A 15,154-nucleotide genomic window follows, 5' to 3' on the forward strand; every position below is an offset into this window, starting at 1 on the left:
GTTCCGGGCCCGCTCATCCAGCACGCAGCGAGCGGAGCTTCAGCCCGCGTGCCTCCAGGGCATCCCGCAGCCGAGCGACATCCTGGGTGGGCACAGGCCCGTGGTGTCCCTGGATGCGCAGCACCACTTCGCGAGGGCCGGTCCGCTCCACCTCCACCGTCGCGTCGAGGGTTCCCCGGACGCTGATGCTCAGCGCCGGACGTTGCGACTTCACGAAGACCTCGATGCGCTCGATGAGCTCCAGCGCCGAATCGACGCGGGAGGTGGGGGACGCCTCGCTCCGTGCCGCGCTGCCCGCGCCTGTCGCTGGCATGCGTCCTTCTGTCCCCGTGCTCTCGGGCGAAGCGGCGAGCCGAGGGGCCTCGGGTGGCGCGAGCACCGACTCCGTCTTGAGGGGGGCGCTCGTGGGCACCCGGGGCTCGCGCGAAAGCTCTCGGGCGAGGAGGTCCGTGAGTCGGTGCTCGGTGCGCTCCTGGTTTGAGGCCTGGGCTTCACCGCGGACGCTGCCCAGGCGGGAGGACTCGGCATGCATCGCCTGGCGTGTCACCGCGAGGCGCTCTGGACTGGCCAGTGCTCCCCGAGTGGTCGCGAGGACGGGCGACGTGGCGCGCGCGGCGATGAGTGCCTCCGCGCGGGGCGGGGCGCGAAGCGCGGGGGCCGGTGCGCGGAGGGGAGCGAGCGCGGCCGGCGGCCTGGACGCGGGCAGCGCGGCGCTTCGCTGAGGTGCTTCCTGGAGTGCCCGTTGGAACCGCTCCGCGTCGGGGCGTTGCTTCGTCGGAGTGCTGTCGGCTGGGGCCTCGGCGTCGACCTTCATGTCATCCCTCGCTGGCGTTGGCGCGAGGGACGAAGCAGCCGTCATGCCAGGGATGCGACTCCAGGGAACGACGTGTCGAAGGCCGACGTCACCATCCCATCTCGCGGAGGTGGGGCTCCCGCGAGGGACAGGGGCTCAGCGCGGTCTGCTGTTGAAGGCGCCGGGCTGGACAGGAGCGATGCCGGACAGGTCGTTGACGGCCAGGGGACAGGTGGCCAGCGCCATCGGCTCGACGAGGGCTCCCACGCGTGCCCAGTCCCGCTCCTGGAAGAGCAGGGCGTCGCGCAGTTCGACGGACGACAGGCCCTTCTTGTATTCCCAGAAGCGCCCCCGCACGAGCACGCGGTTGCCCTTGAGCAGCTTGTTGAGGTCGACGTACTGCTTGTCCTGGAGGATGGCGACGATGTCCACGCGCTCGCGCTTGCGCGGCTTGCCGAACTGGAACTCGTAGGTCGCCGTCGCGGGAGGCTCGGGCTCCACCCAGACGAGGCGGGCCACCATGCGCTCCGGCTCGGGCTCCTCGCCCTTCTTGAGCTTCTTCTTCTTGGGCTTCTCCAGCTTGACGTCCACCAGCTCCATGCCGCTGAAGGCCACGTCGTGGTCCAGGTAGTTGTCGCGGAACAGGGCCTCGGCGGTGGAGACGGCCACCGAGTTGACGCGGCTGACTTCCTCCGCATAGCGCTCACGCAACACGGGCAGGGTGAGCAGGAAGCTGTCCACCGGCTTCACGCCATCGGCGAGGAAGCGCATCCGCGCCATGTCGATGGCGGGATAGAAGGGGACGAGCGACTCGGCCGTCTGGAGCCAGTCGGTGCGCAGCTGCTTGTCGATGAGCACCCGGCGCACCATGGCCACGAAGAAGCTGTTGCCCGGGAAGCGGTCCGTTACCAACTGCGTGCTCAGCGCCTGCACCAGCGCGGGGTCCAGCATGAAGTTCTCGTCGCGCTTGTGGAACTGGGTGCCCACCTCGCCGAGCAACGTCAGGTACGCGCCCAACACCTGAGCGCAGGCGGCATCCGCGGTGCCCTGGTTCAGGGCCTGGAACAGGCGCGTGCGGAGGAAGCGCTTGTCCACGGCTTCCTCGCGGAAGGTGGGGGCTTCACCCGTGCCGAAGAAGAACTCCGGCTGAGCGGTGGCGGGGCCGGCCAGCAGGCCCAGGGCGAGTGCGAGCAGTCGGGCGATACGCATGAGGCCCCCAGCCTATCACCCCGAGGCCCCCGCGGAGAGGGGCCCCGACGCCGGCTCCGCGGGCAGGATGGAGGCCCTCAGGACCAGGCCGGCCGCGACGAGCTCCAGCACCCCGGCGACGGCGAAGAGTCGGTGTCCTCCCAGCCAGTCGTAGCCGGCCCCCGCGGACAGGTAGCCCACCAGGCCGCCCAGGCCGAACGTGAAGGCGGCGAACAGGGCTTGTCCTGAGGCCCGCAGCTCCGGGGGCACGCGTCGCGACAGGAAGGCCACGCTGCCCACGTAGAAGGCGCCGAACGTCAGGCCGTGCAGGGGCGCGAGCAGCACCATCCCAGTGGGAGACGACACCAGGGCCATGCCGCCCCAGCGCAGCGCGCTCGCGGCGAAGGCGACCGCGAGGACGAGGCGCGGCGCCAGCCCCCCGGCCACGCGAGGGTAGAGCGCCATCACGCCCACTTCCGCGAGGACACCGAGGCCCGCCACGACTCCCACCACCGCGGGGGACAAGCCCAGCGCCATGACGTGGATGGAGAAGGTCCCATGAAAGGGCGCGCACGCCATCCAGTGCAGGCTGGTGGCGGCGAGCAGCCAGCGCACGTCGCGGTGACGCAGCAGCTTCAGTCCGGCGAAGGGGCTCAGTCCCCGGCTCGGAGCCGCGGTGTCGCGCAGTGCGAGGCTCCAGGGGACGAGCATGGCCAGCAGCGCGAGTGGAACGAGGACCACGGTCCGGTCCACATCCGTGGCGAGCAGTCCGAAGAGAACGGACGACACGATGAAGCCCACGGAGCCGAAGAGCCGCACGTGCGCGAAGCTGTCACCGGTGCGCGCGACGTGGTGGAGGGCGAGGCTGTCCACGAGCGGCGTGAACGCGGAGGCGAAGCAGGCGTACAGCGCCATTGCGGGGACGAGTGTCTCGAAGGTGCGAGCGCTGGCCACCAGTCCGAAGGCGAGCGTCGCGCCGAGCGCCAGCACGGTGAGGACGCGGGACGTACGGCCGGTGCGGTCGGCGAGGTGCCCCCACAACGAGGGGACGAGCAGCGAGATGCACGGGCTGAGACACAGCAGGAGCCCCACCTGCGTCGCGGAGAGGGAGAGGGACTTGAACCAGGCGGGCAGGAACGGAAGGACGATGCCCACGGTGGCGAAGTACAAGAAGTAGAAGCCCGCCAGCGGCAGACGGCTGGCGACGGGGCGGGGGTTCATGGACGGTTGGGACCTTGACATGTCCGGGTGCTTTTCCGCCTGTTGACCTCGCGTCCTTTTGTGTACCTTGCCCGCGACATGGCCAGTCCCACGGATACTTCCGCGCCCGTCTCCATCACTCAGATCAAGAGTGAGGCGGAGCTCATGCAGGCGCTCGCCATCCGCGAGGTGGTGTTCATCGAGGAGCAGCACGTCCCCGAGGGCATCGAGCGGGATGCAGAAGACGCGCACGCCTACCACATCATCGCCAACCAGGGAGGCCACGCCATTGGCACGGGGCGGCTGGTGATGTTGCCTCAGCCTCCCGTGGGTGAGCAGGGCCTGTGGGGCCAGGTAGGGCGCATGGCGGTGCTCCAGGCGCATCGCAAGGCACGCGTGGGCTCGCTGCTGTTGACGTCGCTGGAGGAGGAAGCCCGGCGACGAGGCGTCAAGGGCATCATGCTGCACGCGCAGCTCTACGCCCTCGAGTTCTACAAAAAGCACGGCTACACCGAGATGGGCACCGTCTTCCTCGAAGGCGGCATCGACCACCTGGAGATGCGCAAGCGTTTCTAGTCAGCGGCGCGGAGGGCGGGGCGCGGGCGGTTGCGCGTGCCTCGGGTCCTCGGGCCACGAGTGACGCGGGTACTTGCGTCCCAGCTCCTTACGGAGCGCCGGGTAGTGCCGCTCCCAGAAACCCGCCAGGTCGGTCGTCACCTGCACCGCGCGCATGTTGGGCGCGAGCAGGTGGAGCACGAGCGACACGCGGCCGGCGCACACGCTGGGGCCCTGGGCCATCCCGAAGAAATCCTGCAGGCGTGACTCCACCCAGGGTGGCTTGCCCGGCTCGTAGTTCACCTTGACGCCGCGGCCTCCGGGCAGCGTGACGCGCTCGGGGGCGTGGGTGGCGAGCAGGCGTTGTTGCTCGGAGGTGAGTCGCGCGTAGAGCGCGTCGATGAGGGACACGCCTTCCAGGTCCTTGAAGCTGCGCGCGTCCGAGCACAGGGATGCGAGCGCATCGCGCAGGAAGGCGTCATCCACGGTGGGGAACTTCGCCTCGGGGAAGGCCTGCGTGAGCAGGGCCACGCGCGTGCGCCACTGCTGCAGGGCCTCGGGGTCCGCGAACCGTCCGGGGCCCGCCGCGAGCGCCGCTTCGACGAGCACCCGCGCGGTCTGTTCCGAGGCGGGCGCGGGAGCGCGGGTCTCCTCGAGCATGAGGTTGCCGTAGGAAAGGCGCGTGAGGCGTTCCACGCGTCGTGCCTCGGCGTTCCACTGGAGGGTGTCCACCTCTTCGAGTGTCTCGGGGTAGAGGTCCAGCAGCCACTCGGGTTCGACGGAGCTGGCCAGTCGCACCACGGCGCCTTTGCCGGGGCGCTCCTCGGCGTCCACGGCCACCATCAAGTCCGCGTCCTGCACGACGCTCAGCTCGGAGAGGGACGCGGTGCCGCCGCCGAAGAGCAGCAGTTCGGGAGAGCGAGGTCTGCGCCTGCGCGCGACGCGGTCCGGGTAGCCGGCGAGGACGCTGAGCATGAGAGCCTGCTCGATGTCCTCCGCGCGGTGGGGTTTCTCGCCCTGGCTGCGCACCGTGCGCCGGAGCTGCTTCTGGACGCGGTCCACGGACTGCACCGCGCCCTGTTCGAGGGAGAGCGAATGCAGTCGACCGGACGCGAAGCCCGTGCGTTCGGCCTCGCGGAAGCGCTCCAGCAATTCGAGCAGGTCCGAGGGTCCACTGACGACGGCGGCGGCGCGGCCTCCTCCGCCCAGATTGGCGCGGGCCTCTCGACGGATGTCCCGCTCGCCCATGAGCGCGGCGAGCGTGGCTGCTTCGGCGCCGACGCCCCGGCGCTCACCTTCGACGATGACCCGGCCCTGGCGGGGGTGGACGGGGAAGCGCAGCAGGCGCTGTCCGACGTCCGTGACGATGCCCTTCGGGTCGACGGCGCCCAAACGGCGAAGCAGCGTCTCGGCCGCGTCGAGTGACGCCGCGGGAGGAGGCTCGAAGAAAGGGAAGGCACCGAGGTCGACGACGCCGGAGGCGCGCAGGGAGAGCACGGTCTCCGCCAGGTCCATGCGGCGGATTTCGGGGGCCTCCTGTTCGGGACGGCCATCGAAGTCGTGCTGCGTGTAGAGGCGGATGCAGTGGCCGGCACGGGTGCGTCCGGCGCGTCCGGCGCGCTGGATGGCGGAGGCGCGGCTCACCTTGGACAGCTTGAGGGTGGGCAGCCCGGACCACGGCGAGTGGCTGGCGACACGTGCGAGGCCAGTGTCGATGACCACGGCGACACCGTCGATGGTGACGGAGGTCTCCGCCACGTTGGTGGAGAGGATGATCTTCCGGCGCGAGTTCCTGCGCACGGCGCGGTCCTGTTCCGCGGGGGACAGGTCTCCGTGGAGCGGGAGGACGTCGGCGTCATGGCGCTCGGCGAACTCCGCGCAGGCGTCGCGGGTGCGGCGAATCTCTCCGGCGCCGGGAAGGAAGACGAGCACGTCGCCATCCACGCCGTGGGTGAACAGGCGTTTGATGGCGGAGAGGACCTGCAGGTCCAGGTGCCGGTCATCCGGAGCGGGGAGATACTCCACGCTGACGTCGAAGCGTCGGCCCTGGGAGCGCAGGGAGGGACAACCTCCAAGGTACGCCCGGACGGGTTCAGCCTCCAGGGTCGCGGACATGACGACGAGCTTGAGGTCGGGGCGACGAGTCTCTTGCAGGCGGCGCAGCAGCGCGAGCGAGATGTCGGCGGACAGGTGTCGCTCGTGGAACTCGTCGAGCACGACGATGCCCACGTCGCGAAGGGTCGGGTCGGACAGGAGGCGGCGTCCGAGCACGCCCTCGGTGACGAAGGACAGGCGGGTCTTGGCGCTGCGCACGTCCTCGAAGCGGACCTGATAGCCGACGGTGTCGCCCACGCGCTCGCCGATTTCCTCGGACACGCGCTGGGCGGCGAGTCGAGTGGGGAGGCGTCGCGGCTGGAGGACGACGATCTCCTTGCCCCCGCCGAGCCCGGCTTCCAGCAGTGCGCGGGGCACGCGCGTCGTCTTTCCGGCGCCGGGAGGAGCCTCGAGCACGAGCGAGCGCGCACCGCGCAGTGTGGAGACGATTTCCGGAAGGAGCGGGTCGATGGGAAGGGCGGCGTCCGCCATGTCCGGGTTCCTTGAACGCGCGAGCCGAGGCTCGCTCAGGGGGTCTCGGTTCCCGCCGCGCCAGGGGTCGACGTCACGCCCTTCTTCTTGCGCACGGCGGGAGCCTGGGCACGCGAGCCTTCCGGGGTCGCGGTATCGGTGGATGCCGAGGGTGCGCTCGAATCGCGAGCACGTCCGCGGGAGCTCTGGGCACGCGAGTCCGCCGATGCGTCAGCAGTGTCACCACCAGCGGTGGGGAGCGGACTCGAATCACGCGCACGGCCACGAGTCACCTGTCCGCGCGCACCTTCTGTCGCACTGGCTGCGTCGGCAGAGGTCGAGCCCGGTTCCGTGCCGCGCTTTCGCCCGCGGCCCCCGGCGGGACGTGAAGTCCCTGCGATGTCCGCGCCCTCAGCGACTGAAGTGGGGGCACCTTCGGCGTCACGCTTGCGTCCACGAGGGCCCGAGGCACGCGGCTCCTCCGTCGTGTCCGCGCGCTCATCCATGGGGGCGTGGCCGCCATCGAGTTCGAGAGGCGAATCCCGGCCCGACGGAGCGGGGACGCCCGTTGCGTCGGACCCGGACTCGACGACGGGCGCGGAGGCGTTCGCATCGCGCTTGCGGCCACGAGTTCCGCCTTGGACCGGTCCGCCTTCGGACGCAGGGCTCTCGACATCGGAAGGCGCCGGCTCGCTCGTCCCCAGGTGCTCGGACACGGAAGCGTCCTCGACCCCCTCGAGAGCGGGGGCAGACTGTGCCTCGTTCTTGCCGCGAGTCGAGTGCACGTCGACGTCCGCGGGCTCATCCGTATCGAGCGGTTCGGTCGCCGCCGGGTTGCTCCCAGCCCTGTGCCGTAGGGCGGAAGGCTCTGCGTCGTCGGACGACGAATCCAGGGCAGCGACCTCCGCGAGTTCGGCCTCGGTGGGCTCCATGGAGTCCGAGGGCTCGAGGTCCAGTGCTCCCAAACCATCGTCGGAGGGAGCCAGTCCGCGACCCGCTTTACGCTTGGGCTTGAGGCCGAGCGCGGCGGCTTCATGGACACTGGGCACGGGGACGAGCGCGGCCTCGGAGAGCAGGCGCGCCTGTCTCAGCGCCACTTCGAGCTTGCGCCCCAGGTTCACCAACTCCTCGCGGAGCACGGCCTCCTGTTCGAGCGAGAGTGGCGCGGGCTCATGACTGGCGCGCCACGCGGCATGCGCGGCGGCGACCTGGTCCATCACGGGACGGACGAGCGCGAAGTCCTCGCGAGCGAAGATGCGGGAGACGTAGGAGCTGCGGGTGCGCCGCTCGTAGGACGTGGCGTACTCGAAGATGACTTCGCGAGGCGCGCGTCGGAGCTGGGCGAACTTGAGGTGGGGGAAGAGCGCTTCGATGACGGGAGCGCGGCTGCTGGCGGTGAAGGTGATGCCCGCGTGCAGTTTCTCCAGGGCATCGACCCACAGGCCCTGTTGATGGAAGGCGTATTCCTCGCGAGCTTCATCCAGCTCGGGCAGGTCCTTGACGCGGTCGACCACGCCAGCAGCGGGGGCGCGAGTGGTGCGCACCAGCTCAAAGGCGGTGGTCAGCCAGCTCTTCTCGGCTTCCAGGCCGGGGCGGCCAGCGAGCATCTCGCCCGCGGTCGCGATCCGACCCTCGAAGGCCTCGGCGAAGCGGATGAGCTCATAGGACTCGAGCGTGGATGACATGCGACGGGCTCCTCGGAAGGGCGGCGGGAGATACCACAGGCCGGGCTCGGCTCCGAGCGCGGGTGGGAGGCGTCAGCTTCCGCCGAGCAGCGTCGGAAGGGCCTCTCGGTGCGAGAAGTCAGGGAAGGCGGCGTGTGCGCCGGCCTGGAGAAGGGCCTCGGCGGTGAAGGTCCCGGTGCCCACGCCGATGCACTCGGCGCCGATGCCGATGGCCGCGTCGACGTCCTTGGGCGTATCTCCGATGACGACCACCCGGCACTGCTCGCGCGGGACACCGAGTGTCGCCGCGCCCGCCTCGGCACCTCGACGAATCAGCTCCACGCGGTTCTCGTGGTCGCAGCCGAAGCCGCCAAAGGCGAACTGGTCATGGATGGCCACGCGCTCCAGCTTCAGGCGAGCGCCGTCGCGGACGTTGCCAGTGCCGAGTCCCACGGCGAATCCGGGGCGGCTTCGCGCCTCGAGTACGGCCTCGCGCATGCCGGGGAACACACGGTAGCGAGGGGCCTCCACCTTCTGGATTTCATCCGCGAGGTGCGCGAGGTAGGCGGCGATGCCGGCATCGATGGCGGCATCGGTGTCCTCGACGCCGATGATGCGCAGAGCGGTGCGGACGATGGCTCGGTCCGTCATGCCGGACATGTGGAAGGAGTCGCAGGCATCGCGGCGACCATGAAGCTGCTCGAAGGCTCGGTCCATGGCACGGCGTCCCGCTCCACCGGTGGTGACGAGGGTGCCATCGATGTCGAACAGGAGGACCGTGGGGCGCATGGCCCCCATCTAACGGAAGCCTAGGGCCGACGCGAGTCCGGAAGTCACGTCACGGACGCTCAGGGCTCCGCGAGGCTGAGTCCTCGCTGGAGGGCTTCGCGCACGAGAGGGCGTTCCTCGATGGGGAGTCGCTCCTCGAGAGCCTGACGGGCCTGCTGTCCGCCCAGCCGCCCGAGCGCCAGGGCCACGGCCTCCCGAACGGGGTCCTCACGGTCCATGAGTCGAGCCGCGAGGGGGCGAATGGCTTCGGTCCCCAGGCAGCGCGCCAGGGCACCCGCGGCGCTGGCGCGCACGTCCGCGGGAGCGCGGGGGTCCTCCAGCACTTCCTGGATGGAAGGGGCGCCCTGCGGCGGGTCGATGAGGGCGAGCGATGCCATGGCGCGAGCGCGTCGAGTCGAGGGAACCGACGGGTCCACCACGAGCGAGCGAAGGACTGGCACGGCCTGGGGCCCAAGCTGACGCCACTGCTCCTCTCGAAGAGGTCCCTGGGAGGGGTCGAGCAACATCAGCACCTGCTCCCTCAAACCACCTGACGGGACCGGAGTTGGGGCGGGTGCGGTGGGCACGGCCGGCGAGGCTTCTCCCGAGGCGTGTGAGTACGCGAGCGCGGTGCCCCCGGAGCTCGCGATCAGCCCCGCTCCGAGCAGGAGGTGCCACCACCGTCGTCCGCGAGAGGGGAGGAGCGCGATGGTGCGAGAAGGTGGCGGCGAGGTCGGTGTTGGCATGGGGGCGCCTCGAGCAGGGGAACGTCCCGGGTTATATGCCGGTTGCCCGCTCGGACTCGAACCCCGTTATGGTGCTGCGTTGATGGCTGGACGCGTCTTCTTCTTTCTGCAGCACGCCACGTATGAGCCGGCGTTCCAGGCGAGTTCCATGGGCATCACCGCCGTGGCCATGGGTGACGAGGTCTACTTCGTCTTCGCCTTCGACGCGCTCCGGTCCTGGGTGGGCGGAACCTTCGGTCAGCCCGAGGGCGAGCGGGAGCGAGAGGAGCACGCCCGAGGCGAGACCCTGGGCGTACCGGCTCCCCTCAAGATGATGGAGGAGGCGAGGGCCTTGGGCGCGAAGTTGATCGCCTGCGACACGACGGTGCGCCTGTGTGGCTTCGAGCCCGAGGCGCTTCAGGGCCCCCTGGACGAGGTGATGGGGCTGGCCTCCCTATGGCGGCTGACGCAGGGGGCGCGCACGCTGACGCTCTAGGTGAGCCGTAGTGAAGAGGGATCAGGCAGGCGCCAATGTCGTCCACGCCACACCACGTGTGTGCCTGTCGAGGGGAACCCATCGGTTCCTGCTGTAACCTCGCAGTATCAGTTGAACCGGATGCAGCCCTCCATTTGAGGCTGTAGCCTCCGAGGGGAGTCACGCGATACTCTTCACCCAAGCCGTCCCCTGAAGAGCCCGGCCGCGCGGAGCTCCGCGTCCCCCCATGAGAAGCAGAAGGAATTCATTACCTATGCGCGCCAAGTTGCCCCTCCTGAGCGCTCTCGTCCTCGGCGCCCTCTCGGGTGTCGTCGTCGCGGGTTGTCAGTCCTACGACTTCGAGCCGGTGGAGCCGCTCGCCATCGCACAGACGACGGTCGAGGAGACCATCTCCGCCCTGGCGAGCAAGCCCAACATCATGATGCTGGTGGACATCTCCGGCTCGATGACGCTCCCGGTGGACACGTCGCGGCCGTCCTGCCAGGTGCAGGACAAGGACGGCTTGACGGTGCTGTGTGGCAATGAGAACGCGTGCCCCACGGCCACGTGCCCCACTCGGTGGTCGGAGCTGCAGGCCGCCGTCCCCCAGTTCCTCGCGAACAGCGGTCCCTACGTGCGCTTCGCGCTCACGACCTATCCCGAGGCCTCGACGGGCTCGAGCATCGAGGCCTGCACCGGTCCCACCGCGACGTCGGTCCGCAAGGACCTGCCGGTCGTCGAGGACGATGCGTCGCTGCTGGCCCACGCCAACTCCATCAACGATTTGATCCAGGGCATTCCGAACCACGGCACCGGGCAGCCGGTGGGCGGAACTCCGACGAGCGGAAGCCTGAACTTCATCGGGTCCATGGCCGGCTTGCAGGACAAGGACCGCAAGAACTTCGTCATCCTGCTGACGGACGGTCTGCCCAACTGCAACCCGGAGAATGAGTACTCTGGCCGAGATCAACCGGAACTGTGCAAGTGCACCATCGCTGGCAATCTCTGCGGTTCGCAGATCTCCACCGCCTTCGAGAAGCGTGGCTGCCTCGACACCAATGCCTCCGTGCGGGCTGTGCAGGCGCTGAGCGACAAGAAGATCACGACCATCGTCATCGGCTTTGGCGCCGAGACGGCTTCGGGTGATGGTCCGGCAGTGCTCCAGGCGATGGCGTCGGCGGGTGGTTTCGCCCGTTCCTGCACCGATGACCCGACGGCCTGTGGCGCGAACGACACGTGCATCGCGGCGACGGGCCTGTGTGGCCGAGCCTTCTATCAGGCAGGTAACCAGGTGGAGTTGGCAGACGCGCTGGAGCGGATCAGCAAGGAGGTCTTGAACCTGGAGCCTTGCCTGATTCCCCTGAAGGGCCCGCAGCTTCCCTCGGACCCGAAGCTCATCGTCGTCTACATCGAGGGTGAGCGCACCCTGGCGGGTGACGGAACCTGGTCGCTGACGTCGGACGGCGTTCTCTTCAACGGCGCGGCGTGCGAGCGCATCAAGAACTCCCGACCAGAAGCGCCCATCAAGATCGAGGTTCGCGCCATCCGTCAGCGCTAGGCAGGCGGCCGGGGGCGGCTTTACCCGGGACGGTGCGGGGATTATAGGTCCCCTCGCCTCCGGCCCGGTTGCCGTCCCCTGCCCATGAAAGTCACCCTCCTCTCGCGGTCCGCTTCCATTCCCTCCACTCGGCGTCTTGTCGAGGCGGGCCGCGCGCGGGGGCACAAGATGCGCGTGCTCAACCCGCTCCGGGTGCAGATGCACCTGGACGGGGGCAGCGCCACGCTCTACTACGACCGCAAGAAGCTCTCGCCCACGGACGTGGTCCTTCCGCGCATCGCCCAATCCATCAACACGTACGGGCTCGCGGTGGTGAATCAGTTCGCACTGGGCGGGGTGCCGCTCGTCAATCACGCCCAGGCCATCGCGCAGTCGCGCAGCAAGATGCGCTCACTGCAGTTGCTGTCCGCGCATGGCATCGACATTCCCGCCACGGTGATGGCGCGGGACGCCGCCCACTTGAAGGAGATGGTGGGGCTGGTGGGTGGGGTGCCCGTGCTCGTGAAGCTGCTCCAGGGGCAGGAGAATCACGGGGTGATGGTGTGCGAGAGCCTCCAGTCGCTGGAGGCCGCGCTCGAGGCGGTGCTTGGCCTCGGCCACAACCTGGTGATGCAGGAGTACGTGAAGAGCACGAGCCAGGATGTACGTGTGCTCGTCGTGGGTGGCAAGGCGGTGGCCGCGGTGCGCCGCCGCGCGCGTCCGGGTCGGTTCGCTCACACGCTCATCAAGGGAGCTCGACTGGAAGCGATGGAGCTGTCGCCTGGGCAGCGTGCCACGGCGGAGAAGGCCACACGGCTGGTGGGGCTGGAGGTGGCTGCGGTGGACCTGCTGGACGTCCAGGGCCAATCGAAGGTCTTCGAGGTGAACAGCTCGCCCGCCTTGCCTGAGATGGAGGCTGTCACGGGCATGGACCTGGCGACGCCCATCATCATCCGCGCCGAGGAACTGGTCGCGGGCGCGGACCCCGTGTCCGTGCCAGACCTCCTGCCACCTCGAAGTCTTCCCTCGCCGGGGCTGCCAACATCTCCGGCACCGCGCAGGAAGCGCACGAGTCGTACGCCCACGAGCGGAGCAGGGGGCGCGTGAAGAGAATGCCGGCGCCCCACGTCGCAGGCATGATAGGCAGCACCCGTTTTCAGGAGACCCGCCATGTCGCACATCCGAAGCTTCACCTCCGTTGCCGCGTTGCTGGTGGCCTGCGTCTGGACGGCCCCGGCGTCCGCCGACGAAGTGGACCCCGCCAGCCTCTATGACGTGTCCACGGACGGCTCCTCCAGCCAGGTCAAGACGGGGGAGAAGGGCGTCTTCGTGGTCTCGGTCAAGACGAAGCCCGGCGCCCATGTCTCCGAGGAGGCCCCGCTGAAGCTCGAGGTGAAGGGCACGCAGGTCTCCGTCGCGAAGGAGAAGCTGGGACGAGAGGACTCGGTCGCGAAGAAGGCCGCGGGCCAGGAGTTCGCGGACCCCCGCTTCGAGATTCCCTTCTCCGCCACGGCCGCGGGCAAGGGCTCGGTGGACGCGAAGCTCGTCTTCTTCATCTGCACGGAGAAGATCTGCGCGCGCCAGCAGAAGACCCTCTCCGTTCCCGTCGAGGTCCTCTAGTTCCCATGCGTGAGCGTCCCCCCAAGGGTGGTCGAGGTGAGCGTGAGGGCGGGGACTCCCCGGCGCGTCACGTCTATGGCGTCAATCCGGTCCTCGAGGCCCTGAGGGCCCGACCGGACGAAGTGGAGCGGCTGTTCATCGTGGAGGGGCAGCTGGCCGCCAAGGCGGCGGGGGAGCTGCTCAGCCGCGCCCGGGACGCGGGTGTCCGGGTGGAGAAGGTGTCGCGCGAGCGCCTCGCCGCCATGGCCGACGGCGGGGTCCACCAGGGCGTCGTGCTCGAGCTTCGAGGCTTCACGTACTCGGCGCTGGAGGACATCATCGACGCGGCCAAGGCCAGCAAGCGGCCTCCCCTCGTCGTAGTGCTCGACGGTATCCAGGATCCGCACAACCTGGGCGCCATCATCCGCTCGGCCCACGCGCTGGGTGCGCATGGGGTCGTCATCGCCAAGGACCGCGCCGTGCAGGTGACGGGCACGGTGGCCAAGGCGTCAGCGGGCGCGGTGGAGCACTGCCTCATCGCCCGGGTCGTGAACATCTCTCGCGCCCTGGAAGAACTGAAGGAAGCAGGGCTCTGGGTGGCCGCGGCGGACGTGGACGCGACCGAGCCCATGTGGAGCGCCCGACTGGACGGGCCCCTGGCCCTGGTGGTGGGGGCCGAGGGGGCAGGGGTGAGGGAGGGAGTGCTCAAGCACTGCGACCATCGCCTGCGGATTCCGATGGCGGGTCAGGTCGGTTCACTCAATGCGTCCGTTTCTGCCGGCATTCTGCTATACGAGGTCGCCCGGCAGCGGGGGAGCGCCTCCCGTTAGTCGGCCATCATCTGGGATCAATCCCCTTGACTTGGATGATGGGGACTTCTAAAAGGGCGCGCCTCGCACATCGGAGCCGGGTTGTTGACGGGTTCGGTGGAGGTGGGGTAGGGCGGTGGGCAGGAGCCGGATGAGTGCCGGTGTAGCTCAGTCGGTAGAGCAACTGATTTGTAATCAGTAGGTCGCGGGTTCAAGTCCCGCCGCCGGCCAAGCAGGACGGGGGCCGCGGATGAGGGCCCGAGACGAGCAGTATGGGGTGCAGTACGCAGTCTGAAGTAAAAGTGCGGAGGGATACCCAAGCGGCCAAAGGGAGCAGACTGTAAATCTGCCGGCTCTACGCCTTCGATGGTTCGAATCCATCTCCCTCCACTCGGCAACGCGGGAATAGCTCAGTTGGTAGAGCGTCAGCCTTCCAAGCTGAATGTCGTGGGTTCGAATCCCATTTCCCGCTCCAAACGTTGTAGTTCATAGCATCGCCAAGCCCTGATAGCTCAGTTGGCAGAGCGCATCCTTGGTAAGGATGAGGTCACCAGTTCAATCCTGGTTCAGGGCTCCATTTTTTAGAGGAGTGTCATGGCCAAGGAGAAGTTCGAGCGTAACAAGCCCCACGTGAACATCGGCACGATCGGACACGTGGACCACGGCAAGACGTCGCTGACGGCGGCCATCACGAAGGTGCTGGCCAAGACCGGCGGCGCCACGTTCCTGGCGTACGACCAGATCGACAAGGCGCCGGAAGAGCGTGAGCGCGGCATCACCATCTCCACGGCGCACGTGGAGTACCAGACGAAGAACCGGCACTACGCGCACGTGGATTGCCCGGGTCACGCCGACTACGTGAAGAACATGATCACGGGCGCGGCGCAGATGGACGGCGCCATCCTGGTGGTCTCGGCGGCGGACGGCCCGATGCCCCAGACGCGTGAGCACATCCTGCTGGCGCGCCAAGTCGGTGTTCCGTACATCGTGGTCTTCCTGAACAAGGTCGACCTGCTGGACGACCCCGAGCTGCGCGAGCTCGTGGAGATGGAAGTTCGCGACCTTCTGAAGAAGTACGACTTCCCGGGCGACTCGATTCCCATCGTCCCTGGCTCCGCCATGAAGGCGCTCGAGGGTGACACGAGCGACGTCGGCGAGGGCGCCATCCTGAAGCTGATGGAGGCGGTGGACAGCTACATCCCGACGCCGCAGCGCGCGACGGACAAGCCCTTCCTGATGCCGGTGGAAGACGTGTTCTCCATCGCCGGCCGTGGAA

The 15,154-nt window shown here is 68.7% G+C and carries 14 protein-coding genes and 4 tRNA genes; 11 read left to right on the top strand and 7 right to left on the bottom strand.

The annotated features are described in order from the left end of the window. Nucleotides 1–13: 13 nt before the first annotated feature. The 3 genes from HUA74_RS16390 to HUA74_RS16400 form a co-directional block, all read right to left on the bottom strand. Nucleotides 14–814: a hypothetical protein gene (locus HUA74_RS16390; protein ID WP_174455244.1), complete on the bottom strand. Its 801-nt coding sequence runs from the start codon at nucleotides 812–814 to the stop codon at nucleotides 14–16. A gap of 135 nt (nucleotides 815–949) precedes the next feature. Further along, nucleotides 950–2,002, bottom strand: a complete 1,053-nt coding sequence (locus HUA74_RS16395; protein ID WP_141642666.1) for a hypothetical protein — start codon at nucleotides 2,000–2,002, stop codon at nucleotides 950–952. A gap of 15 nt (nucleotides 2,003–2,017) precedes the next feature. Further along, on the bottom strand, nucleotides 2,018–3,202 hold the full coding sequence (locus HUA74_RS16400; RefSeq protein WP_174455245.1) for an MFS transporter: 1,185 nt from the start codon (nucleotides 3,200–3,202) through the stop codon (nucleotides 2,018–2,020). Nucleotides 3,203–3,280: 78 nt separating this feature from the next. On the opposite strand from HUA74_RS16400, the gene HUA74_RS16405 reads away from it, so the two are divergent. Continuing rightward, on the top strand, nucleotides 3,281–3,757 hold the full coding sequence (locus HUA74_RS16405) for a GNAT family N-acetyltransferase (RefSeq protein WP_141642664.1): 477 nt from the start codon (nucleotides 3,281–3,283) through the stop codon (nucleotides 3,755–3,757). On the opposite strand, the gene hrpB is transcribed toward HUA74_RS16405, so the two are convergent. From hrpB to HUA74_RS16425, 4 genes are all read right to left on the bottom strand, one after another. Next, nucleotides 3,758–6,322, bottom strand: a complete 2,565-nt coding sequence (gene hrpB / locus HUA74_RS16410; protein WP_174455246.1) for an ATP-dependent helicase HrpB — start codon at nucleotides 6,320–6,322, stop codon at nucleotides 3,758–3,760. Between the two features lie 35 nt (nucleotides 6,323–6,357). Then, nucleotides 6,358–7,986: a hypothetical protein gene (locus tag HUA74_RS16415; RefSeq protein WP_174455247.1), complete on the bottom strand. Its 1,629-nt coding sequence runs from the start codon at nucleotides 7,984–7,986 to the stop codon at nucleotides 6,358–6,360. A gap of 72 nt (nucleotides 7,987–8,058) precedes the next feature. Further along, entirely contained in the window at nucleotides 8,059–8,763 is a 705-nt protein-coding gene (locus HUA74_RS16420) for an HAD family hydrolase (RefSeq protein ID WP_174455248.1), read from the bottom strand. A 50-nt stretch (nucleotides 8,764–8,813) separates the two neighbouring features. Continuing rightward, the gene (locus tag HUA74_RS16425; protein WP_254625072.1) at nucleotides 8,814–9,260 is read right to left on the bottom strand and encodes a HEAT repeat domain-containing protein; all 447 of its coding nucleotides are present in this window, start codon (nucleotides 9,258–9,260) and stop codon (nucleotides 8,814–8,816) included. Nucleotides 9,261–9,561: 301 nt separating this feature from the next. Between HUA74_RS16425 and HUA74_RS16430 the strand changes: the two genes are divergently transcribed. The 10 genes from HUA74_RS16430 to HUA74_RS16475 form a co-directional block, all read left to right on the top strand. After that, nucleotides 9,562–9,954, top strand: a complete 393-nt coding sequence (locus HUA74_RS16430; RefSeq protein ID WP_174455250.1) for a hypothetical protein — start codon at nucleotides 9,562–9,564, stop codon at nucleotides 9,952–9,954. A gap of 253 nt (nucleotides 9,955–10,207) precedes the next feature. Beyond that, complete coding sequence (gene cglB / locus HUA74_RS16435) at nucleotides 10,208–11,491, top strand: adventurous gliding motility lipoprotein CglB (protein WP_174455251.1); 1,284 nt, start codon at nucleotides 10,208–10,210, stop codon at nucleotides 11,489–11,491. Between the two features lie 84 nt (nucleotides 11,492–11,575). After that, nucleotides 11,576–12,577, top strand: coding sequence for a RimK family alpha-L-glutamate ligase (locus HUA74_RS16440; protein WP_174455252.1), 1,002 nt, complete (start codon nucleotides 11,576–11,578; stop codon nucleotides 12,575–12,577). A 63-nt stretch (nucleotides 12,578–12,640) separates the two neighbouring features. Then, nucleotides 12,641–13,090 carry a hypothetical protein gene (locus tag HUA74_RS16445; RefSeq protein WP_141642656.1) on the top strand — a complete coding sequence of 150 codons (450 nt, stop codon included), beginning with the start codon at nucleotides 12,641–12,643 and terminating at the stop codon, nucleotides 13,088–13,090. Nucleotides 13,091–13,095: 5 nt separating this feature from the next. Then, complete coding sequence (gene rlmB / locus HUA74_RS16450; protein WP_141642655.1) at nucleotides 13,096–13,899, top strand: 23S rRNA (guanosine(2251)-2'-O)-methyltransferase RlmB; 804 nt, start codon at nucleotides 13,096–13,098, stop codon at nucleotides 13,897–13,899. Between the two features lie 136 nt (nucleotides 13,900–14,035). Continuing rightward, nucleotides 14,036–14,108 (top strand) — tRNA-Thr (locus HUA74_RS16455). A 76-nt stretch (nucleotides 14,109–14,184) separates the two neighbouring features. Further along, nucleotides 14,185–14,268, top strand: a tRNA-Tyr gene (locus HUA74_RS16460). 9 nt (nucleotides 14,269–14,277) lie between these two features. Beyond that, nucleotides 14,278–14,353 (top strand) — tRNA-Gly (locus tag HUA74_RS16465). A 26-nt stretch (nucleotides 14,354–14,379) separates the two neighbouring features. Continuing rightward, nucleotides 14,380–14,455 (top strand) — tRNA-Thr (locus HUA74_RS16470). A 17-nt stretch (nucleotides 14,456–14,472) separates the two neighbouring features. After that, nucleotides 14,473–15,154, top strand: a 682-nt coding sequence (locus tag HUA74_RS16475; protein ID WP_174455253.1) for a GTP-binding protein, incomplete at its 3' end; no start/stop codon positions are given.

Origin of the sequence: Myxococcus sp. CA051A (assembly GCF_013336705.1) — a bacterium.
Taxonomy (GTDB): Bacteria; Myxococcota; Myxococcia; order Myxococcales; family Myxococcaceae; genus Myxococcus; species Myxococcus llanfairpwllgwyngyllgogerychwyrndrobwllllantysiliogogogochensis.